We start from the raw sequence: 23,407 nt of genomic DNA, 5'->3' as shown, positions 1-23,407 counted from the left end.
TATACAATAGTAACTGGTGAGAATTTTAACTAAATTAAAAAAAATCATGAACGACAAAGACCTTTTCGAGGAAGACGGTGATGATATTGAAGAAAATAACGATGATAAAAGAGAGAAAAGTTTAGAAAATGAAAATCAGCAAAATCAAGAAGAACAACACAAAGAGGAAGATAAGCAATACATAATACAGTATATTCAAGACTATTTGAAAGTTTTTGAGGATATTCTAAATCAAATCGACGAAGGAATTGATAATTCGGATAGTTACGAAAGGACTATGCAAATAAAGCGAAGCATAGACAGGCTCATAGAGACTTTATATAGTCAGGCTGCGTCCGAAGATATTGATGCAGAATTTGAAACTACCAAACACACTCGCGATAAATCAGAATCTATGAAAAGAGTTAGAGAGAAGAGAAGAAAGCAAGTGATAGAAGAAGTATTAAGTAGCATGTTTGCCCAGCAACAAAAGGAGCTAATGAACGCTAAACACTTAAGTCATGGACATGAAACAGCAAAAGATGGGGATGTCCACGAAGCAAAGGAAAAAGTGAAGTCTTCAATCAGGGGAGTGTTGTTTTCGGTGATTGCTCATAGGATGGATCCAAGAAGGAGGGCAGGGGAAACTGCTGACGGTAACGAAAAGCAAGCTCATATACATGGCAGGGAAGCAGTTGGTGGAGCTTTAGGTGCATTGTTAAAAACGTTTTTAACAGCGGTTGCTGCTATTGTGCATGAAATTGCTAAACCACTTCAGAAACAGGAAACATCTTTTGCAAAACAAGTTGAAGAAAGCAGAAACGCAGATCCACAAAAGGGTCGATCTGTGTAGATTTCTCCTTGTAATAATCTTTCGATTCTACTGTCTGTTAATTCAAATTAGGGTTATAAAATTTTAGAAGCCAGCTCTTATATAACCAATTTATAGCAAGAAATTACGATACAAAAATCAGCGTCCGTTAGAAAATAAACATAACACAGGGTGATAGAGTTGCCCCTATCCATAAGCGTCAGTTAAGCTCAAAATTGTAAGCTTAAAATATGGTTGAATAATTATTAACGTTTTTCAGGCATTTTTGTTATGGGTGCGCCAAGTAAGCGTTTAGAATACAATTGGTGAAAATCCAACTGACCTTACCCAGAAAAAGTGGAGAGAAAGTGTGGAATGTTTTTTACAAAAAGAATGATGCATCAAATTGTTCTGGAATGCAATAGTTAATAGTGACGTTGTTTGTTATAAAAAATTTCTATGTATTCAAATATTGCAGTTCTAGTGTGTTGAGCAGAGTGTTGTGAAGTATCAATAAGTATTTCTCTTTTCAATGAGCTAAAGAAGCTTTCTGCAACAGAATTGTTGTAACAACAGCCTTTATTACTCATCTATATTCTTTACAGCTAAGAGATATTGATACCCTTGCGCAGTATATTGTGAACCTTGGTCACTGTGCAGCAGTAGATTTTTAACAGGTTTACGCCTATTAATGGCCATTAATAAAGAGTTCATAACCAATTGTTTATTTATTGCACTACTCATTAACTACCATACGTGAGAATTATTGCTGCCAAATATAGCCATCCCTCCTTGGTTTTGATGTAAGTAATCCCATACTTTATTTGGTTGATCAACAATAAAGTTTTGATCTAGTATATTGGGAGCTACGACTCTACTGTCCGTTTGTTGTTTCTTAATTTTAAATTTTCTTCTCAATATAGCCTGAATACCATTTTTCTGCATAATATAGCATTTCTCATAATAGTCCGAACAGGTCATAGGAAGGCAGAATCAACAGCACGACGAAAGGATTCGAATAGAGGAATGTTTTTCCTGGCTCTGTTTTTTATAGCAAACCAATGATGCTCAATTTTGTTGAAATCTGGAGAATAAGGCGGCAGATACAAAATTTCTGCACCAACCCCTTTAGCAAGCTCGATAATCTTATCAGACTTATGAAAAGTAGCATTGTCAAGAATGACAGTCTGTCCAGGTTCCAAGATCGGTGTCAAAAATTGCTCAAACCATCCATTAAAAACATCCATATTACAGTGGCCTTCAAAGGTTAACGGAACAACTATCTTTCTTCCACTTAAGGCTGCAACCATACTGATTCGTTGAGTTTTCTTTCCAGATTTTAAGGCATAAAACCGCTGTCCTTTCTGGCAATATCCGTAGGGGTAGTCTTCGGTGTTATCAATGCCAGACTCATCTATATACACTAAGTTTTTAGGTTCTTTTGTCGCTATAATTTTCAAAAATTCAGCACGTTTTTCTTCGTTTCTTTCCTTGTATCCATATGTCTTTTTTTGCGCGTAAATTCAATTTTTTTAAGGGCTCGATAGATCGTTTGGATACTAACGTTGTTCCAAAGTTTAGCCATTTCCGATAGAGTCTTTCCTCCGTGTTCTCTGGCAAATTTGGCAAAGGTATCCCAGTCGGTAATTTTGTGATTGTAACCCCCATTTCCAAGTTTTTTTGATTGAAAGTCTCCTGTTTCTTTTCTTCTTTGCTGCCACTCCCATAAAGTAGTTCGTCCAATCTTAAATCTTGCTGCCACTGTTTCTCTGCTTTCTCCTTCGTCTAGCGCTTCCATTGCTTTTTTTCTTAAATCATAACTATATGCTGCTGGCATTCAACCTCCTTATCATCATCTACCCTTATCCTATCACATCCGGACTTTTATGGAAAGAGCTATACTTTGCACCGTTTTCAAATTGCAACTTTTACCCAAAGCCTTCAATTCAGCATGAATTTTAGGAGCTCCATATCTACATTTAGAAACTTGATATATTTTTTGAATAGCTTCGAGTAGCTCTTTATTTGCTGATTCTCTACTGCTTATTTTTCTTGTAGTCCACTTATAGTAGCCACTAGCAGAAAATCCTACATAATTCCTGTACTTTATAGCAGTTACTATATAAAAAAATATTTTACTCTTTTTGACTGGCCAGGGCTTTTTTTTAAATGTCTCTTTCCCTTATTACTCTTGCTTTGTAAATCAAACCTCTCTTTGTCGTAAGGAGCCATGTTACCTCTACCTGGAAATGCATCTGCTGCCGACTTTTTTTCGTTGTGTTTCTTTATCCATTTTCCTAATAAACCACCCTTTATTCCTAGATCTCTTGCTACTTTTGCAACTGGTTGACCTACCTTTCTTTGTTCATTTGCCAGCTTAACAGCTTCCAATTTGAATTCTGCCGTATATTCTCTTACCATTTCTAATCCTCCAAAATTTTATTTTACCCAAAAAAACTCTTTTCTTTCTCTCCACTTTTTCTGGGTAAGGTCAGTCTTTAGGCACCCAAACAAAGGGAAATGCTGGATAAAAAGAAAATACTTTAAAAAGTATAATAACGATAACTGGCGTTTTATGACAAGTAACAAGATACATCTTATTATACACAGCGATCATGTTATTAAACGACATATCAAAGTGCAAAAAACCAGATCTCCATATGATGGTGATTGGGTATATTGGGGTAAACGTCTGAGAAAAATACCAGATAAGCCATTAAGAGTAATAAAACTATTGAAGTTACAACAAAGTAAATGTGATAATGTAGACTATGGTTTGAAAGTGATGATATAATAGAAATACATCATAAAGACCGGAATAGACGAAACAATATGATCAAAAACTTATCTTTGTTACATGGACATTGTCACGATGAATTACACAGGAGGTGTGCATGAAAAGCACCAAATTGGAGAGAAGCCGTATGAGGCGCAAAGTCTCACGTACGGTTTTGAAGTCGAGTGAGGAGGGGCGACCTTCTTCACTTAGACAACAGTATGCAGATGAAACTACAGATGAAGACCTAAGGAAAATAGCAGAAAAAGCACCAATAATAAAGTTAGTCTACGATGAATTAGACAGGTTTAGCTGGAATGAAAAAGATTTAGTAGCTTACGAAGAAAGAATAATGGATCTGCGGAAAGAAGAAGGCATCCTCGTTCAAAAACTTGATGAGGGAAAGATTGAAGGAAAGATTGAAGTAGCAAAAAACCTACTTAAGGCTGACATCTCTATTGATATTATCTCTCAGACAACCGGCCTTCCTCAAGCTGAGATTAAACGACTTCAGGAAGAAATCACCTAAAAGGCTAATGATCAACGAAGAAATTGTAAGAGAGAGCTTAAAAAAAGTCGTAGAACAAGAAAGTGGTAAAACTCTTGGTATAATATCCTCAATCATTATTAAAGGTGGGGACGTTGGTTTTGCGCTTGAAGTTGCCGGTAACACGCAAGCAAATGAAGAATTAAGAAGAAATTGTGAGCAAGCTGTTAAAGCTATACCGGGGGTGACAAAAGTGACCGTGGTTGCTACTTGTCAAAAACAAACTGGGCAACAAAAAGCTAAATTACATATCGAAGGAGTGAAAAATATAATCGTTGTGGCCTCTGGTAAAGGCGGTGTGGGCAAGTCCACAGTTGCGCTAAATCTTGCTCTCTCATTAGCAAAGTTAAAACACAAAGTTGCGCTGGTTGATGCAGATATATATGGTCCTTCAATTCCTAAAATGCTTGGCGCTGAAAAATTAAAGCCAGAAATACAGGATAGTAAAGCAATGCCTATAGAAAAGTATGGACTGCATACTATTTCAATTGGCTATTTTATCGATAAAGATCGTGCAGCAATATGGCGCGGACCTATGATTACAAAAGCACTTTATAGTCTGCTAATGGGAACAAAATGGTCCGATATAGAGTATTTGATAATTGATACACCACCTGGAACTGGCGATGTGCATTTAAGTCTTATGGAAAATTTTAACTTAACTGGGGCGATAATAGTTTCAACTCCACAGGAGCTCTCTTTAATCGATGCTCGCAAAATTTATGATATGTTTACAAAGCTCAGCGTACCGGTTATTGGCATTGTAGAAAATATGAGTTATTTCATTCAAAGCGGCTCAAAAATATACATATTTGGAAAAGACGGTGCAAAAAAAATGTCTGAGGAGCTGGGCATCAAACTTCTAGGCAGAGTTCCTCTAGATCCACAAATATGCCATGCTTCTGATTGCGGAAATCCTTTAATGTTAAGTGAGGATTTGGCAGAGATTTATGAAGACATTGCTCAAAGTATAGTTAAACAATAGAATAAGCGTGAGAAACATGCGAATCAAAGTCCTCTTTTGTTAGTTACAAAATAGACTGCTTGCATAACCATTATTTACATGAAAAATTAGCAGCTTTTGTCATTCCAGCGCGTGACGCTGGAATCCAGAAAAAAAGAAGAATGGATCCCAGTGGGCTTTGTTGCATCGCTAGCTATGATGGATTAAAGATAAAAAAGGTGGAGAATATCAGTAGCTTATTATTCTGGTATTTATAACAAGAACGGTCAGTGAATACCTATAGCTCTTTCCATAAAAGTCCGGATGTGATAGGATAAGGGTAGATGATGATAAGGAGGTTGAATGCCAGCAGCATATAGTTATGATTTAAGAAAAAAAGCAATGGAAGCGCTAGACGAAGGAGAAAGCAGAGAAACAGTGGCAGCAAGATTTAAGATTGGACGAACTACTTTATGGGAGTGGCAGCAAAGAAGAAAAGAAACAGGAGACTTTCAATCAAAAAAACTTGGAAATGGGGGTTACAATCACAAAATTACCGACTGGGATACCTTTGCCAAATTTGCCAGAGAACACGGAGGAAAGACTCTATCGGAAATGGCTAAACTTTGGAACAACGTTAGTATCCAAACGATCTATCGAGCCCTTAAAAAAATTGAATTTACGCGCAAAAAAAGACATATGGATACAAGGAAAGAAACGAAGAAAAACGTGCTGAATTTTTGAAAATTATAGCGACAAAAGAACCTAAAAACTTAGTGTATATAGATGAGTCTGGCATTGATAACACCGAAGACTACCCCTACGGATATTGCCAGAAAGGACAGCGGTTTTATGCCTTAAAATCTGGAAAGAAAACTCAACGAATCAGTATGGTTGCAGCCTTAAGTGGAAGAAAGATAGTTGTTCCGTTAACCTTTGAAGGCCACTGTAATATGGATGTTTTTAATGGATGGTTTGAGCAATTTTTGACACCGATCTTGGAACCTGGACAGACTGTCATTCTTGACAATGCTACTTTTCATAAGTCTGATAAGATTATCGAGCTTGCTAAAGGGGTTGGTGCAGAAATTTTGTATCTGCCGCCTTATTCTCCAGATTTCAACAAAATTGAGCATCATTGGTTTGCTATAAAAAACAGAGCCAGGAAAAACATTCCTCTATTCGAATCCTTTCGTCGTGCTGTTGATTCTGCCTTCCTATGACCTGTTCGGACTATTATGAGAAATGCTATATGAGGTTGTCCGGAAACAAGTAAATTCAAGCATATTCCCTCTTTAACATAACCCTACTCATAGCTAGGTATATGAAATTCTCAGTGGATGTTGTGAGTAAATCATACTCCTTCGATAGCCTTCTATTCCTATTAACCCAAGCAAAAGTCCTTTCTACAACCCATCTTCTTGGCTGTACTTTAAACCCTTGTTCTCTTGTTGGTAGTAGCTCAGGTGGCGTATCTTTGTGCACCCAAAATCTACATGGAGGCCTTTTAACAATTTCAATATCTATGTCATATTCTTCCTTTATGTGATTCTTTAAATTTCTTCCTTGGTATCCCATGTCAGCCCACATTTTTTTAACTTTAGTATATTTTGTTCTCATATTGTTTAATGCTATTTTAATACCATCTCTATCATTTTCGTTAGCAGCGCCTACGTAACAACCTAGTATAAAACCCTGAGTGTCTGTAATTATATGCCTTTTTCTACCCTTTACTTTTTTACTTCCATCATAGCCTTTGATCCCCCCTTTTCTGTAGTCTTTACAGATTGACTATCTACTATACAGGCACTCGGCTGCTCATTCCTTCCTATTTTTCTTCTACTATATTTTGTAATTTCATAATTCATTTTCTCAAAAATTCCCTGCTTCTTCCATTGCCTGAACTGCTCATACACAGTCTTCCATAGCGGAAAATCATTTGGTAAATACCGCCATTGACACCCTGTACGCAATACATAGAAAATTGCTTCTAATATTTCTCTTTTGCTATACTTTGGCGGCCTTCCTCCTTTCTTGTATGATACTCTGAAGTGTTTTTCTATTCTTGCCCATTCCCTTTCGCTTAGATCTGTTGGATACTTTTTTCTCATCTTTACCCCGTACTAAAATTTCAGATATTATAGCCTTTTACTTGTTTCCGGACAACCTCTAATATGGAAGATATCGAAATTGCTATAGACAGTACAGGAATTAGTATATACAACAACACTCCTGGTCACAGCAAGGAAAATAGCACTGACAGAAAATATCGTGGCTATGAGCAAACGAGAAAATTGCACGTAATGTTGAATATAAACAACAAAAAAGCCATAGCTGTAAAATACAGTAACGGCTGATCACTATGGAGCTTGTGATTTGCTAAAAGAAGTTGATTTTCAGCATGCCATAAAAGCACTATATGCAGATAGAGCATGTGATAGGCACAAATTTTATAAGTTGTGTAACGAATATGATATAAAGACAAAAATTCCACCAATAAACAATGCGGCAGAACATCCAGAAATAGATTATATGTCTGACAGGAATGCTGCTATTAGGTTAATAAAATTATACGGTGAAGATGGCATGAAAGAATGGAAAAAAGAAGTAAATTATGGGAAAAGATCTTATATTGAAGGGTTTTTCTCAAGATTAAAGCAAATATTCGGATTTAGTTTTAGGAATAAATCTGAGATAAATCGAGAAAAAGAACTGCTAATCAAATGCTATTTGCTTAATAAATTCACTGATATTGGTATGGCTAAATTTGAGATAGTTACATGAATTTACCATAAATCACCATCTCATAAAGTGTGATGCAACAAAGCCATCCCAGTGTCAAGCACTGGGATGACACCATTTACAACCACTCTCCTACCCTTTCTAGCTGTTTATAACTGTTAAATCTCAGGAATTTATCAAAATATGGAGAGGCAATAAAGGGTGTGGAATTACTTAAATAGTTAGATAAAAAACCAGGCAGATCATTTTTTAATTCTTGCATTTTGTATCTATAATTTTGTATAGAAATAACTTTTATTTTATCATAATCAAGTTTCCAATAAGCAAGTTCTGAGACTTCTCTTTTTGTTATATGTTCTACCGCTAAGGCTTGTAAAATTAATTGCGGAAAAAATCCCGACATTACTTCTTCATTGGAAGGTGGTGTACCAAGCTTATAGTCTATAATTGCCACTTGCCCACTTGGTAGATACTCAACTCTATCACATCTTGCTATCAGTGAAATTTCTTGTGGCTTATTTGTCATCCAAGCAGTTTCATACTGATCACAAGAACCAGTGTCACGCGCTGGAATATGAAATATCGGACAGGAAAAGTTCTTTTCCAACTCAACATAATTGCTTCGAGTTTCATCAAATTCGACAAAAGATTGAATTATCTTTTGTAGTCTTACCCACCACATATTTGAAAAATTAAACTGACTAGTCGAGAATGCTTCTCGTGCAATGCTCATTGGAGATTTTTTGTTGCGTAAATATCTTGCAAGAATGTTGTGTACCATAGTGCCAAATTCCAATATCGATGGCTTAAAATTCAAGTCTCTTAATTGTTTAAGGCCCAGTATATATTCAACGTAAAATGAATAAGGATTACGAATTAGCTTTTCTATTGCACTGCAAGACATCACCTGCATTTTTTCTTTTCTAACTTCGGTTTGAGGTTTTGGCATAGGCTGAGTACATGGAACAGTACATTCAGGCGTATTTAATATCCTTAGCCAATCACGATACGGCTGCTTCCCCTCCTTGAGTAGAATTTCCAAACGCTGCAATAGAATTGGTTTTCTATGGCTTAGCGATCTTGTAATATAAACCTTACTTGCACAAAATAAATTGTGTAAAGTATAAAAAAAATACCCCTGCTCTTCTTGCACGGAAGGAAGATTAAATTTTTCTCTCGTAAATGCATTCAAAAGCGGATTTTGAAAGCTTGGCGCTTCATTAAATCCAGCAAGTATTACAACTTTGTTGTGATATAAGCTGAATTTATTCAAGTCACTTGCTACAGAGAAAAACTCTTTCTCTAAAAATAAGGTCAGAATTTGGCTATATAACTCTAAGGAGCACTTAATTTCTACACCCTCACATGCATTCAAGAAATTACAGGTGAAATTACCTATTTCACTATTTAGCTCTGAAAAATTTATACCAGATAATATATTAATACACTGCAAATGAGTTGCTACCACATCAGAAATAGAGTAATTTATAGAATTAAGCAAAGGATTAAATATAGCCTCTAACTTATTGATAATAAGTAATATATCTTCTTTATGTTTTAGCTTTTTATGGGCATTGATAGCATTTATAATATCGCTCAGGCCATTTGTACTAAAGTTGCGTAATATCTCTATTTCAAATTCAGATAAAATCCGAGTGTACTCTTCTTGAGTGTAACCAAAAGTCACTAGCCTATGTTTAAGGAGCGAAAGTAATGACACACTGCTCCAATTTGAGGTCAAAACTTCGATACTATAAAGCAGAAGCGTTATATAAGGGTAATTTTCCGGTATGGCACTGTGTTGCCTTGATAAACATGCTATACGAGCTGCAAGTAATTTATCAAAGACGACCAAAGAAATGTTTTCATAACCTTCATTTTCTATAATTAATGATGTCACTTGTGCTTCTTCCTCTCTGGAATCACAAGTGATGACTTCAATATTGCCAACATGTCCACTACTAACTTTGCTTAGATCGGCAGTTGTATCAAAGACGTAATCTAGATATTCCTCAGGACTTCCTGTTATCCCAGCCCTTTCTTCTGTCATCCCAGTGCTTGACACTGGGATCCAGTTTTCATTATACAGCCACCTGGTGCGCTCATTTAAAGTTAAGTTTTCTGGATCCCAGTGTCTGGGCACTGGAGAACACGCTTCTGGCAGAAAACTTACATCCTCTCTGCCTATACTTAAATAACCTAGCAGATCTTTCAGACAATATTGATAGTGTTTTTTATCAAGCAATTTCCAGTCTTTCTCTTTAATTTTCAAATTCAGGTTAGGCAAAATTATTTCTCCAAACGGCAGGTCATATATAGCCTTAATTAACGACTTATCCTTTCCAATTCCAACAAAGATTATATGTTGGTCTTTTTGTAAAGAGATTATCATATTGTTTATGTAATCACTCTTATGTTTTAATATATCTACTACTTCTAAATCTTTTAAAGTTTTACTCCAAGTCTCAGTGAGTAAGCTTATAAAATTCTCTATTTTTTTTGAATGTTCATCAAATTGATAACAATCCGTTGTTTGGGTAGATTGAATTTTATCAAGCAGTGATGGCAGGCTATAAGCTAAATCAATTGGAAAATTATCATTATTTTTTCTATTCCACTCCAATATGAATTGAATGAGTAGCAGTGTCCTTTTTGTTGGCTTGATAACTTTAACCCTATCAAGATTTAATATTAAATCTTCCTCATCAATATTCTCTAGCGAAACTATCTCTGGCAAAATTATGCATTTTTTAGCGTTATGATTCTTGAATGCACTCAGCAGCGCTATCACATCCCTCTTGCAAGGAAGTATGATTTTTACTTCAGGAATTTTTTCTCTTTCATATTCAGAAAATATGTGCTGAACCAGCACATCAAAAAGAGATTCATCCACATTAACGGTAAAAACTCTTCCCACTAACAGTAACAATTAATACAATATTTTATTGTATAGAAATTATTCAAAATATAAACGTGCTTGTATGCTATTATATATTAAAATTTTTTATAACATTACATGGCAAACATTAGAATAGAAGTTTTAAATAAATGCGAGCAAATTGGCCGCAGATGGTTAGTCAACGTTTACTCGATTTACATACGCAAAGGATTACCATCCAAATTATATGAAGAAATTTGCGGGCTATTTTATAATAAAGTCATACAAGATTGCCGTTATTATTCCTACAACGAAAACCTTGAAGAAGTTCAATATGATTTCATAGAACCACAAGCTGAGTGGGGCTTGGAAATAAGCTTTTTACCTGGCATGACCGATAATGTAGGCAACACAGCGAAACAAATTGTTAGGGAGTATTTAATAAGCAAAGGCTATATCGATCCATCTGTCATGCAAATTCCCCCCTCTGTCATTCCAGCGCGTGACGCTGGAATCTATAGATCCCAGTGTCGGGGCACTGGGATGACGGACGAAAAGGCTGGAATGACACCAATTGAGATCAAAGCAAGAAGTTCAAAATTGATTTTGGGTAAAGGAAGCATGCCAACCGAAGATTATATAAAGCAAGAATTCAACCCTATCACTGAGTATTGCACGCTTGTTTATAAAGAAAACGGCAATTGCTATTGGAGGCATTACGGTAAGTTAAAAGGCGTCATCCCAGTGCTTGACTACTTGGATCCAGAAAATTTCAAGCAATTGTATAATGAAAACTGGATTCCAGCGTCAAGCACTGGAATGACAGAGGGAGAAACAGGAATGACAAAAGAGAGCACTGGAGTGATATCAAGTAGTAATGGGGCTAAGTCTGTTGACCTCAATGTAAGTGACCAAGAACTTGAGAAAATCAGCAGAGATGGAATTGATGGTAACGGCACTTTAGGGCTCTCGCTGGCAGCAATGAAAGCTATAAAGGATTACTTTAAAAAACTTAATAGAAATCCATATGATATTGAACTTGAGTCCCTAGCACAAACTTGGTCTGAACATTGTAAGCACAACATTTTCTGCTCTCCTATTGATGAAATAAAAGATGGCCTATACGCACATTATATCAAGCGTGCAACGCGTGAGATAAATTCTGACATATGTGTGTCAGTTTTCTCCGACAATGCCGGAGGAATAATCTTCGATGACGATTACTTAATCGTAGATAAAGTTGAAACTCACAATAGCCCTTCAGCTCTCGATCCTTTTGGTGGAGCAATGACCGGAGTGCTTGGAGTAAATCGTGATATAGTTGGTTTCGGTAAAGGCGCAGAGCCTATAATGAATACCTATTACTTTTGCTTTGCCAAAGAAGCAAAAGGCAAGTTTTATAGGGATAAAGAGCGCACTGATGAGATCTTACCGCCAAAATATATAATGAAAGAAGTGATCCATGGCGTTAATGTTGCTGGTAACTGCTCTGGTATTCCAACACAACTTGGATCGGTATATTTTGACGATAGATTTTGTGGAAAGCCGTTAGTCTTTGTTGGAAGTGTAGGAATTATTCCACGCAACATAAATAACGCACCTTCACACATTAAAGGACCAAAAAATGGCGATAAAATCGTAATTATTGGTGGAAGAGTTGGAAGGGACGGAATTCACGGCGCAACTTTTTCTTCAGAGGCTTTGTCGGGAAACAGCCCTTCAACAATTGTACAAATTGGTGACCCTATAACACAAAAAAAATTATCCAATGCCGTCTTGGAAGCAAGAGATCTTGGTCTTTATAATGCAATAACGGATAATGGAGCAGGCGGTCTATCATCGTCTATTGGTGAAATGGGAAAAGACGGATTTGAAGTTGATTTGAGCAAGGTTCTCCTTAAAAACGATGGTATGGCTCCATGGGAAATATGGATATCAGAATCACAAGAGAGAATGACCTTAGCAGTGCCAGAAGAAAATCTCCCTACGTTCAAGCAAATCATGAAAAAACACGATGTGGAGGTTTGTGTGATTGGAGAGTTCAGTGATAGCAAGAGGGCTAAGGTTCAACTTTCTTCTGCTCCACCAATAATGGACATCGAAACTGAATTTCTGCATGATGGTAATCCCAAAGTGCATTTACAGACAAAGCCGTGGTCTAAGGGGCTTCTAGCGCCATGCACTGGAATGACAACAAATCCAGCATCTTTAGAAGTCGAGCTAAAAGAAATGCTGAGCAGACCAAACATATGCAGCAAAGAGTTTATAGTGGTGCAATATGACCATGAAGTTCAAGGATCGTCAGTGCTAAAACCATTGCAGGGCAAGGGAAGAGTGTGCAGTGAAGCTATTGTTTCAAGGCCAATCTTTTCTTCAAACAAAGGTGTTGTGAAATCACAGGGGTTTGGCTCGAGTTATGGAGAAATTGACACCTACCACATGGCAGCATGTGCAATTGACACCGCGATACGCAACTATGTAGCCGCAGGAGGAAATATAAATCATCTAGCGTTGCTCGACAATTTTTGCTGGTGTGATGCTTATAATCCAGAAAGGCTGTGGCAACTAAAGAGAGCTGCAGAGGCTTGTTACGACTTTGCAACTGCATTTAAAACACCATTCATATCCGGAAAAGATAGTATGTTTAACGACTTTAAGGGATATGACGAAAATGGCGAGAAAGTGATGATCTCTGCACCACCTTCATTACTCATCTCAGCAATTGGAGTTATAGAGAATATTGAAAATGCGGTATCGCTTGATGTGAAAATGCCGGGGGACTTGATATATGTGCTTGGTACAACCCACGATGAGCTTGGTAGATCTGAATATCAATTATACAGTGGAATAGGTAATAACAACGTACCAAAAGTCGATGCAAAGAGCGCTAGGAAGTTGTATGAGCGTTACAACCAAGCAATAAAAGATGGCATAATTGCCTCTGCAATTGCACCAAACTTAGGCGGATTAGTTATTGCTCTGGCAAAATCGCTAATTGCAGGAGACCTTGGTGCTGAAATCGATCTTTCACTAGTGCCAATAGGAAAAATACAAAATACAGACATAATAAACAAGATAATAATGTTTTCTGAATCGCAAAGTAGAATTTTGGTTACTATTGCACCACAAAATCAGAAGAGGTTTGAAGAATTGTTTGAAGGTGCAGTTTATTCATGTATTGGCAAAGTAACAGAGAAAAAGGTGCTAAACATAAAGGATGTTTTAAAAGTAGATCTGAAAGATGTGGCATGCTAATATAAAATATTTTTCTTATTATGCTAAATAACTCTTTTACTATATGTAATGTTTATTTAGAATGAATGTATGTTATTAATTTTGGGTAGGTAATTATGTCTATTTTATCGATACTCCTGTTTATCAGTCTTTCTTTACTCAACACTTCAAATAAATTGATGATATGTGCTGCCTTATTTGTGGGAGCTGCTTTAGTTGTAAATTCAATGGTTGAATTTTATGGCAGAAGCAAAGCTACGTACAACTTAATAGTGTGTACAGCGCTATGTTGTGTTTTTAAATGGCAAAGTTTTAATTTGATGATATTGATTTCATATACTGCAATTTTAGTATCTCTTCTCTCAAGCATAATTATTTTTGAAAAATTGAAGTCCAAGTTGAATTTTCATATGGCAAATTTCATTACTTTAATTATAGCATCAGTGGTTGATAGTGCCGTTGTATGTGTTGGATTACTATACAAATTTTCTGCAGGTAAATGCTTATCAATATACATTAGAGATTTAATTTTTAAGTTTTCTTATGTGTCAGTATTGAGCATCTGCTTGTTTGTAGGAATGTATTTATTTTGCTTGGCGAACAAGAAGTATTTTAAGATTTCCACATAACCTGTTTTCTGATATAGCTAAACTGACTTTGGGTCCTGGTGGTGTATTTGGTGGTCCTAATACGTAACAACAGTTTAGAATTTATAGGTAGCCTAAACCCACAACTGTACAAACACTATGATTTGAGCCTATCAGGGGGGTGTCATTCCAGTGCCCAGACACTGGAATCCAGAAAAAAGAATGGTGTCATCCCAGTGCTTGACACATAGCTGTACGAACATTCATTTTTGAAGGTAAATTGCACAGCAAATGGTGTCATTCCAGTCTGGAATCCAGAAATTTTGCTTATAACTGAGCTGATGAGCTAAAGGTAGTTGTCTTACGCTAAAACAAACGTTTTTAATTAAGTTGCATAGAACCAGTGTCTGGGCACTGGCCCACTGGTGGGAATTGCTCCTAAACTACAACGTTCGTACAGCTATGTGCTTGACACTGGGATGACATCATAGGGGCACTGGCCTACTTAACCGTCATACCGTCGCGGTATCTCAGCCGTTAACAAGTAGCGGAATGACGATTTATCAAACGCTGCTTAATTTTCCGTAACAGTTGAAAAAATCAATAGAAAATCAATATATCACTATAAATTCACGTATTTTGAGGCTATAATGATTAATACGCTATATGGTATAATATGGACGATTTTATCAGAGTTAAGGGCGCAAGGGAACATAATCTGCAAGGTGTAGACGTCAATATACCGAAAAATAAGCTAGTTGTTATAACTGGGCTAAGTGGTTCTGGCAAGTCTAGTCTCGCTTTTGATACAATTTATGCGGAAGGCCAACGCCGGTACGTTGAAAGCCTATCAGCTTACGCGCGTCAATTTCTCAATATTCAGGATAAACCAGATGTTGAGTCGATTACAGGTCTCTCTCCTGCAATATCTATCAACCAGAAATCGATCTCAAAAAATCCAAGGTCAACAGTTGGAACTGTTACCGAAATTTACGATTACTTGCGCTTAGTGTATGCACGAATAGGAGTTCCTTATTCACCTGCAACTGGATTACCGATAACAAAGCAAACTGTATCTCAAATTGTAGATACTATAATCGCGTTACCTTTAGAAACTAAAATATATATACTTGCCCCTGTTGTGCGTGGTAGAAAGGGAGAACATCTCAAAGAGATATTGGAAATTAAAAGACAAGGTTACGTAAGGTTCAAAATAGATGGTGAAGTATACAATGTAGATGACTTGCCTAAACTCGATAAGAACAAGAAACACGACGTTTTTGTGGTTGCAGATAGAATATCAATATTGGACGATATAGGAAATCGACTACCAAGTAGTATAGAATCCGCACTAAAACTTGGTAATGGTCTAATGTATGTAGAAATAGTAAACCTACCTGACAACCATAATTCCGAGTATAAAAATGGTCAAATTCTGACTTTTTCAGAGAATTTTGCATGCCCCGAGTCTGGTTTCACTCTTGAGGAAATAGAACCAAGATTATTTTCTTTTAACAGCCCTTACGGTGCATGTGGTTCGTGTAATGGGCTTGGTAAAAAGCTGGCTATTGATGTGAAGCTGATAGTGCCAGATGAAACTCTTTCAATATCTGAAGGCGCTTTAAAGCCAGTGGGATCAATGTTCCGTCAAGTGCACACAGGTTATGGATTTTTAAAAAGTGCAATTCTATCACTGGCTGAAAATTGTAAATTTAGCCTTGATGTTCCGTGGAAGAACATAGATCAAGAAGTAAAAGATATGATACTCTTTGGCTTCGGTAAATTTCAAGGTTTGGTCAGTATCTTAGAAAACCATATGGATTATGATGAAACGCTTGTTGAGCGATATTGCTCTGTTACTCACTGCAGAGAATGCACTGGCTATAGATTGAGAAAAGAAGCGCTTACAGTAAAAATTGATAGCAAACATATAGGTGAAATATCAGGGCTTAGTATCGATGAATCCCTTAAGTGGTTTGAAAATTTGCCAGACAAGCTCACAGAACAACAGAAGCAAATCTCAAATAAAATACTAAGTGAAATAATCAAGAGGCTAACATTTTTAAAGAATGTAGGGTTGAATTACCTAACGCTTGATCGAGAATCTAGCACTCTCTCTGGCGGCGAGAGTCAGAGGATCAGACTTGCTTCGCAAATTGGCTCAGGATTAACGGGGGTTTTATATGTTCTTGATGAACCCTCGATTGGCCTTCATCAATGTGATAATGATCGGTTAATTGCCACACTAAAAAACTTAAGAGACATGGGTAACACTGTAATCGTTGTTGAGCATGATGAAGATACAATAATGGCTGCTGATTATGCGATTGATATTGGTCCTGGAGCTGGCGTAAATGGTGGAAAAGTTGTTGCAGAAGGAACACCAGACCAGGTGCAAAGAAATTCGGGGAGCATAACAGGGCAATATTTGAGTGGAGAGAAAAAAATTTTAATTCCAAGGAGAAGAAAGCAAGCAACTCAGTTCATAAAAGTAATAAATGCATGTGAAAATAACTTAAAAAATGTGAACGTTAAATTTCCTATAGGGAATCTTATTTGTGTTACTGGAATATCAGGAGGGGGAAAATCAAGTTTAGTCATAGAAACGTTATATAAATATTCAGCACATAAGATACATCATTCGTCTGCAAGGTATGGTCAGTGTGATAGAATAGAAGGCCTTGAATATATAGATAAAGTTATAGAAGTTGATCAGTCGCCAATTGGTAGAACTCCTGCGTCAAATCCAGCAACATATGTTGGTATGTTCACTCATATAAGAAATTGGTTTGCAGGTCTTTCGGAGTCAAAAGCAAGGGGATATAATATAGGCCGGTTTTCATTTAATACCAGAGGGGGAAGGTGTGAGGCTTGTAAAGGTGATGGGCACTTAAAGATAGAGATGCATTTTCTACCGGACGTTTATGTGAAGTGTGAGCAGTGTAAAGGGCGAAGGTATAATCGGGAAACATTGGAAGTTACTTATAAAGAAAAATCAATCTCTGATGTCCTTGATATGACGATAGATCAAGCTTGTGATTTTTTTGAAAACCTTCCAATGGTAAAAGAAAAGTTGATTTCTTTGCAGGAAGTGGGGCTTGGCTATATAAAACTCGGACAGTCGTCAACAACGTTGTCTGGGGGTGAAGCACAACGAATAAAGCTGTCCAAAGAGCTATCAAAACGATTTACCGGAAGAACATTGTATATTCTTGATGAGCCAACAACTGGATTACACTTTGAAGACATAAATAACTTACTAAAAATACTCCATAGATTAGTCGATTTGGGAAACACTGTTATAGTTATCGAGCACAATTTGCACGTTATAAAAACTGCAGATTATATAATAGACATCGGACCAGAGGGCGGAATAAAAGGCGGAGAAGTGATTGCTACTGGAACTCCAGAAGAAGTGGTAAAAATTCCAGAAAGTGTTACAGGCAGGTATCTTAAAACGTATTTATTATAAACTATTTCTTAATTATATTAGGCTAGGTTGCATATTTATGATTTGGAGATAAGAATGTCAGTATATCGATACTTTAGAAGGTACGTTGAATATGGAGTTGTACCTGCTAAGAAAGCAGAAGATAACACACTAGTTCCAGAAAATAGTTTCTATAAATCTGTACGTTACGTTGATAATGTGCTAGGACCTGTGAAAGATGTAATTTGTGGAGCTGAGAGTAAAGACAATTATAACAAGTATTATCAAGATAATGATAAATGTGAATACGTGGGCCACAGAGCAGAGGGAGTGTATTCATTGTGTACATTGGGTGCTGTTTTAGCAGCCAACATAATATTGCAACCTTTATTTTTGATAGTGGCATGTTTGTCATACTTTCCAGTCAAGTTATTGTCAAAAATAACAGGGGACTATTGTTTTAAAACGGATACAAAATCATTCGTTAATTATTCAAACATATTTTTAGAAATGGGGCAAGATTGTGCTAATGCAGTAGCTAGAGTATTTAACAAGATTGTAAGTTATGCTTGCGCTGCTATCATTTGGGCTGCCGCGTCAATCATAACGCCACTTGTGTGGGCTTGTGACAAAGTGCAAAGTAAGTTGAGTGAAGTACAGAAGCCAGAAAAACATCAATTTTTATCTAAGGATAATTCAAAGACTACTTCAGTCAATGGTATACCACAAACTGAGTTATAAGTTCTGCTTTTCAGCAGCATGAACTATATTGAAATGGAATAAAAAGTGAAAGAGTGTAAGCTTAAGTTACTTTAGCTATACTATATAAATTATTTTATAATATATTTAATGAGTTGTGAACCTTCTCTTACTAAAAAAAGCTACAAATCTCATATTTCCAAGCGTATGCGTAAGTTGCGAATGTATCATTGATGAAAATCTTAATCTGTGTAGTGAATGCAACAAAAAAATCAATTTTCTAACTAAGCATTACTGCAATGTTTGTGGCGTAGTAATCTCAGACAATATTTATACGTGTGGTAAGTGCATCATCAATCCTCCACCGTTTAAAGTATTAAGATCAGTTTTTGCTTATGATCAACATAGTAGAAACATGATTATAAATTTCAAATTTTTTGATAATTTGAATTACGTAAAAATCTATGCAAAGTGGATACACCAAGCTAATCAGGATACATTTCAGAACGCAGAGATCATAATTCCTATACCGTTACATAAAATGCGCTTGTTTAAACGTAAATATAATCAAGCAGCACTGCTTGCAAAAGAATTGAGTAAGTTGTCCAATTTATCCTATACGCCATTTGCAATAAAACGCCTTCGCCATACTGCGCCTCAAGCTGGTCTTTCACTTAAACAGCGTGAAAAAAATTTAAAGAAGGCTTTTAGTATAAGCAACAAAGAAATTATCGAAAATAAAATCGTGATATTAGTTGACGATGTGGTAACAACCGGAGCAACTGTAAGATCTTGCTCTCAGGAAATTTTAAACTCCGGTGCAAAAGAAGTGAGAGTGCTATCACTTGCAAGAACGGTGAATGATTGGACCTCTTGCATAAAAAATTAGCAGTCAGTATCATCCAAGTAGCTTGACTACTTGGATCTATTTTTTTCTAGATTCCAGCGCCAGCGTCACGCACATAGCTGTACGAACATTGTTTGCCAAGGAGGGTGTCATCCCAGTGCTTGACACTGGGATGGCTTTGTTGCATCGCTCTTCGGATAGTAGGTAACGCACAATAAATTTATGAAGCTATCTCAAATTTAGCCATACCAATATCAGTGAACTTATTGAGCAAATAGCATTTAACAAGTAGTTCCTTCTCTCTATTTGTCTCAGATTTATTCCTAAAACTAAACCCGAATGTTTGTTTCAGTCGCGAGAAAAAACTTTCTGTATAAGATCTTTTTCCATAACTCATCTCTTTTTTCCACTTCTTTATACCATCTTCATCATATGACTTTATGAGCTTGACTGCAGAATTTCTTTCAGCCATATAGTCTAACTTTGGATGCTCTGCTGCGTTGTTTTTCGGAGGAATTTTCGTTTTTATACCATATTGATTACACAGCTTATAGAGCTTTTCTCTGTCATATGCCCTATCTGCATATAGTACTTTTATGACATACTGAAAATCGACTTCTTTTAGCAAATCACAAGCTCCATAGTGATCAGCCGTTACTGTATTTTACAGCTATGGCTTTTTTGCTGTTTGTATTCAACATTACATGCAATTTTCTTGTCTGTTCATAGCTGCGATACTTTCTATCTTCGCTATTTTCTTTGCTATGACCAGGAGTGTTGTTGTATATACTAATTCCTGTACTGTCTATAGCAATTTCGATATCTTCCATATTATTTTTATCAATTCTGCAATCATTGATCTTAATATTGAGTTTCTTAAACCTTCTTGATGATTGTGAATAGCTGATAACTTGCAAATTTTTCCCAATTTGCTCAAGGTATCCTGCTATAAACCCAACTGTTTGCCTCAGGCCTATTCTAAATAAACAAGTTACTATGTGCACCAAAATTACAACTTTATCGCTATAAATATTGTTGCCACCTGGTATTTTTGGACCATTCTCGTACCACTTTTCTATGGCTTCGTTGATATAATGAAAAATATTTCCTCTTTTTTCTAGAAATTTGTTATATTCGCTATGGTTACTGACCCTCATTTTTTGTGGCATATTTTTTCTTTCAAGGTTAAATGGCTATTTTATAATGAATTTTGTCAGTAGCCACCAGATTTTTTCAGTTGCTATGCAACAAAGCCATCCCAGTGTCGGCTACTTGGATGACATCGTAGGGGTGCTGGCCTGATAACCGTCATCCCGCTACTTGTTAGCGGGATCTAGAGATACCGCGAATGAATCGCAGTATGACGGTTCGCGGCGGCATGACGATAAGGTTTATACCTTGTCATCCCAGTGCTTGACACCGAGATTGATTTATCTTGTCTACCTTATTTTGCCACTCCGCTGAACGGATACCATATTATGCAGGTTTAGAATTATGCTTTATTCTTACGTTTATGTCTTGGCCCAATACAATCAATAAGTTAAGCAAGTATTCTAAGGAGAACCCTTCGATTTTTGACCTATTGATTTGAGATACTTTAGGTTGATCAATCTTTAGAGCGTTTGCTGCTTTTTTCTGTGTTGTGTACTTCTTACTTATTAATTGTGCAATGACCTTTATTAATTTCAGTTTTGTATCTTTCACATCCCCCAACTCTACTATTATAGGATAACTTAATTGTAAATTTTGCATAATAATAAAGTTCCTTATAAAAAAATTACTTTAGTTTTTCTTCTTTAAATAACACATGCCTTCTGACTACTGGGTCATACTTCCTAAACTCCAGTTTTTTGGTGAGCTTTTTTGGATTACGCTTTTTTACATAAAAATAGCCAGTTGATTTTTCTTCACCAGTTTTTGTTATCTTGATTGCAGTGCTGACTAACTTAACGAGCAAAGAAGCATTTTTTTTCGCCATACTTATAATGATATAATAAATTCTATGCGAGTTTATTACGCAAAATACTAAAAGTCAATCGAATAATGCAGATTGCAAAATCCTTGACAATCAACAGTGCATTAAGTAGCATAAAGTTAACTTCAGAATAAAAAGCAAACGGTAAATAAGTGACAAATAGTGGTAAAAGGGTATTATTGATAGAAAATTCTATCTGTTCTAATGAGGTAAGAGTTGCCTTGTCAATTAATAACAAGGTTGTAGAATTTGAACAAGAATTCAAGGAAAAAAAACAATTAAGAGGTAATATATACGTTGCTTATATAAAGCGTATAGAGCCTTCTTTGCAAGCCGTATTTATTGAATATGGGAAAAATAAGCAAGGTTTTTTGTCTTTTTCCGAGATATCTCTAGATTACTTCAACATTCCAGAAAAAGAAAAGGAAACTATCTTTGAGGGCTACTCAAATGACGATTGTATAGAAGAAGCCTCAGCAAATGTTTCTTCAGATTCTGCAGCTAGTAAGAATGTCAACGGATCAGGTAGTGGTTTTGTAAGAGAGGTACCTTTATATAAAAAATACAAATTACAAGATGTTATTTCAGTAAATCAAAAAGTATTGGTCCAGCTAACTAAAGAGGAACGAGGCAATAAAGGAGCTTCATTTACAACATACATAACTTTAGTGGGTAGATACTGTGTTTTCATGCCAAATTCCATGAGCAAAGGTGGAGTGTCCCGCAGAATTGAAGATGCTAATGTCAGAAAGCAGTTAAAGGAGATACTGAGTTCAATAAACTTGCCAAAAAGATCAGGTTTAATAGTAAGAACTGTTGGTTCAGGAAAAAATAAGAAAGAAATTGAGCAGGATTACAATTACTTATCCTCATTATGGCAGAGCATTCAAAAAAATGCCTTCTCTGTAAACGTTCCATCATTAATTTACAATGAAGCAGATGTAATTATGAGATCTGTTCGTGATTTTTGTAGCGATGGTATAGAAGTTATAGTGTCTGGAAAGGAAGCTTTTGAGGCAGTTAGGCAATATGCTAACAATGCACTAAAAGGTAGTAAGTTGCGCTATAGATTGTATAGAGGTTATGCTCCGATCTTTACTTACTACGGAATCGAAGATCAAATTTCTGAGTTATATAGCAATAGAGTAGAATTGCCATCTGGTGGGTCTTTGATAATAACTTTAACTGAGGCGTTTGTTTCAATAGACGTAAATTCAGGAAAGATGACAGGAGAAGATAGCATAGAAGAAACAGCTTATAGAACCAACATGGAAGCAGTACCTGAAATATCAAGACAGGTGAATCTTAGGGGCCTATCAGGATTAATAGTAGTCGATTTTATTGATATGTTGAAATATCAGTATTGCAGAGCTGTTGAGTCTGCTATAAAGCAAGCGTTTAAAGATGATAAAGCTAAAGTTCAATTTAGCTACATAAATGACTTTGGTTTAATGGTATTTTCAAGACAAAGAATTAAACCAAACATACAAGAAATTAATACTACAGAGTGTTTACACTGCAAAGGTACTGGAAGAGTAAAATCAAACGAAGTAATTGTTTCATCAATACTAAGGGATTTACAACATATTGCTAACAAGAATCGAAATAAGTCTTTTGATTTAGTAGCACACAGTGCAGTTATAGCGCACATTTTTAATAACAAACGCAATACAGTTTCTACAATCGAAAAAGAGTTTAATATTACATTGAACGTTAGTATTGATAACAGTTTAGATGTAAATACATTTGTTTTAAAACAAGGAGATGATGTTAATTTAAACGGTTATAAGCCATTACAGAACTCTGGATACCAAATTGGGGATAGCAGCAATGAAGAAGCTGATAATTCAAATAAACTACGAGGCAATTTTTGGGTGACTAAGTGGCTTTCGCGCCTTTTAAGTTCTAATAACTAATTAGAAACCTAAATTGGGCTTGTAATTAATGAGCCCTATACTT

General features: G+C 36.1%; 15 protein-coding genes and 5 pseudogenes. 11 read left to right on the top strand and 9 right to left on the bottom strand.

Translation table 11 applies throughout. From position 1 onward, the window contains the following. The first annotated feature begins 46 nt into the window (after window positions 1-46). A complete protein-coding gene (locus tag OPR52_RS03010) occupies window positions 47-832 on the top strand; it encodes a hypothetical protein (RefSeq protein ID WP_319803699.1) in 786 nt (261 codons plus the stop codon). Between the two features lie 340 nt (window positions 833-1,172). On the opposite strand, the pseudogene OPR52_RS07860 reads toward OPR52_RS03010, so the two are convergent. The 4 genes and pseudogenes from OPR52_RS07860 to OPR52_RS02990 form a co-directional block, all read right to left on the bottom strand. Then, a pseudogene (locus OPR52_RS07860) lies at window positions 1,173-1,738 on the bottom strand (DDE-type integrase/transposase/recombinase); the annotation flags it as partial. 29 nt (window positions 1,739-1,767) lie between these two features. Beyond that, a protein-coding gene (locus OPR52_RS02995; protein WP_265037751.1) for an IS630 family transposase occupies window positions 1,768-2,627 on the bottom strand; the annotation gives its coding sequence in 2 pieces (ribosomal slippage) (window positions 1,768-2,303 and window positions 2,303-2,627; 861 coding nt in all). A gap of 33 nt (window positions 2,628-2,660) precedes the next feature. Further along, a complete protein-coding gene (locus OPR52_RS07630; RefSeq protein ID WP_406833384.1) occupies window positions 2,661-2,786 on the bottom strand; it encodes an IS3 family transposase in 126 nt (41 codons plus the stop codon). 122 nt (window positions 2,787-2,908) lie between these two features. Then, window positions 2,909-3,211, bottom strand: coding sequence for a transposase (locus tag OPR52_RS02990; protein ID WP_265038405.1), 303 nt, complete (start codon window positions 3,209-3,211; stop codon window positions 2,909-2,911). Window positions 3,212-3,365: 154 nt separating this feature from the next. On the opposite strand from OPR52_RS02990, the gene OPR52_RS02985 reads away from it, so the two are divergent. From OPR52_RS02985 to OPR52_RS02970, 4 genes and pseudogenes are all read left to right on the top strand, one after another. Further along, window positions 3,366-3,584 (top strand): hypothetical protein, encoded by a 219-nt coding sequence (locus OPR52_RS02985; RefSeq protein ID WP_265038404.1) that lies wholly within the window; start codon window positions 3,366-3,368, stop codon window positions 3,582-3,584. 199 nt (window positions 3,585-3,783) lie between these two features. Next, window positions 3,784-4,095: pseudogene (locus tag OPR52_RS02980) on the top strand (nuclease/transposase family protein); the annotation flags it as partial. 7 nt (window positions 4,096-4,102) lie between these two features. Further along, window positions 4,103-5,098 carry an Mrp/NBP35 family ATP-binding protein gene (locus tag OPR52_RS02975; RefSeq protein ID WP_265038402.1) on the top strand — a complete coding sequence of 332 codons (996 nt, stop codon included), beginning with the start codon at window positions 4,103-4,105 and terminating at the stop codon, window positions 5,096-5,098. Between the two features lie 321 nt (window positions 5,099-5,419). Next, window positions 5,420-6,279 (top strand): IS630 family transposase gene (locus tag OPR52_RS02970; RefSeq protein WP_265037751.1). Its coding sequence is split into 2 segments (ribosomal slippage): window positions 5,420-5,744 and window positions 5,744-6,279, totalling 861 coding nucleotides; the frame shifts between segments, so codons are not numbered across the junction. A gap of 55 nt (window positions 6,280-6,334) precedes the next feature. Here OPR52_RS02970 and OPR52_RS02965 read toward each other — a convergent pair. Beyond that, a pseudogene (locus OPR52_RS02965) lies at window positions 6,335-7,167 on the bottom strand (IS5 family transposase). A 57-nt stretch (window positions 7,168-7,224) separates the two neighbouring features. Between OPR52_RS02965 and OPR52_RS02955 the strand changes: the two are divergent. Further along, a pseudogene (locus tag OPR52_RS02955) lies at window positions 7,225-7,840 on the top strand (transposase); the annotation flags it as partial. 76 nt (window positions 7,841-7,916) lie between these two features. Here OPR52_RS02955 and OPR52_RS02950 read toward each other — a convergent pair. After that, window positions 7,917-10,715, bottom strand: a complete 2,799-nt coding sequence (locus OPR52_RS02950; protein ID WP_264723472.1) for a WPE palindromic element domain-containing protein — start codon at window positions 10,713-10,715, stop codon at window positions 7,917-7,919. 99 nt (window positions 10,716-10,814) lie between these two features. Here OPR52_RS02950 and OPR52_RS02945 point away from each other — a divergent pair, with 99 nt between their 5' ends. From OPR52_RS02945 to OPR52_RS02930, 4 genes are all read left to right on the top strand, one after another. Beyond that, window positions 10,815-13,931, top strand: a complete 3,117-nt coding sequence (locus tag OPR52_RS02945; RefSeq protein WP_265038400.1) for an AIR synthase-related protein — start codon at window positions 10,815-10,817, stop codon at window positions 13,929-13,931. 1,242 nt (window positions 13,932-15,173) lie between these two features. Continuing rightward, window positions 15,174-17,969 carry an excinuclease ABC subunit UvrA gene (gene uvrA / locus OPR52_RS02940; protein WP_265038399.1) on the top strand — a complete coding sequence of 932 codons (2,796 nt, stop codon included), beginning with the start codon at window positions 15,174-15,176 and terminating at the stop codon, window positions 17,967-17,969. Between the two features lie 54 nt (window positions 17,970-18,023). Further along, the gene (locus OPR52_RS02935; protein WP_265038398.1) at window positions 18,024-18,668 is read left to right on the top strand and encodes a hypothetical protein; all 645 of its coding nucleotides are present in this window, start codon (window positions 18,024-18,026) and stop codon (window positions 18,666-18,668) included. A 115-nt stretch (window positions 18,669-18,783) separates the two neighbouring features. Then, window positions 18,784-19,515, top strand: coding sequence for a ComF family protein (locus OPR52_RS02930; protein ID WP_151807656.1), 732 nt, complete (start codon window positions 18,784-18,786; stop codon window positions 19,513-19,515). 178 nt (window positions 19,516-19,693) lie between these two features. Here the strand turns inward: OPR52_RS02930 and OPR52_RS07855 are convergent. From OPR52_RS07855 to rpmG, 3 genes and pseudogenes are all read right to left on the bottom strand, one after another. Further along, window positions 19,694-20,642: pseudogene (locus OPR52_RS07855) on the bottom strand (IS5 family transposase). Window positions 20,643-20,949: 307 nt separating this feature from the next. Further along, window positions 20,950-21,225 (bottom strand): helix-turn-helix domain-containing protein, encoded by a 276-nt coding sequence (locus OPR52_RS02915; protein ID WP_010082632.1) that lies wholly within the window; start codon window positions 21,223-21,225, stop codon window positions 20,950-20,952. Between the two features lie 25 nt (window positions 21,226-21,250). Further along, a complete protein-coding gene (rpmG, locus tag OPR52_RS02910) occupies window positions 21,251-21,451 on the bottom strand; it encodes a 50S ribosomal protein L33 (RefSeq protein ID WP_010082633.1) in 201 nt (66 codons plus the stop codon). 149 nt (window positions 21,452-21,600) lie between these two features. Between rpmG and OPR52_RS02905 the strand changes: the two genes are divergently transcribed. After that, a complete protein-coding gene (locus tag OPR52_RS02905; RefSeq protein WP_265038397.1) occupies window positions 21,601-23,364 on the top strand; it encodes an Rne/Rng family ribonuclease in 1,764 nt (587 codons plus the stop codon). Window positions 23,365-23,407: the final 43 nt, after the last annotated feature.

This window comes from Wolbachia endosymbiont (group A) of Hylaeus communis, assembly GCF_947251915.1.
GTDB classification, from domain to species: domain Bacteria; phylum Pseudomonadota; class Alphaproteobacteria; order Rickettsiales; family Anaplasmataceae; genus Wolbachia; species Wolbachia pipientis.
The sequence above is the reverse complement of the archived record's forward strand: the minus strand, read 5'-3'. Positions and strand labels throughout refer to the sequence as shown.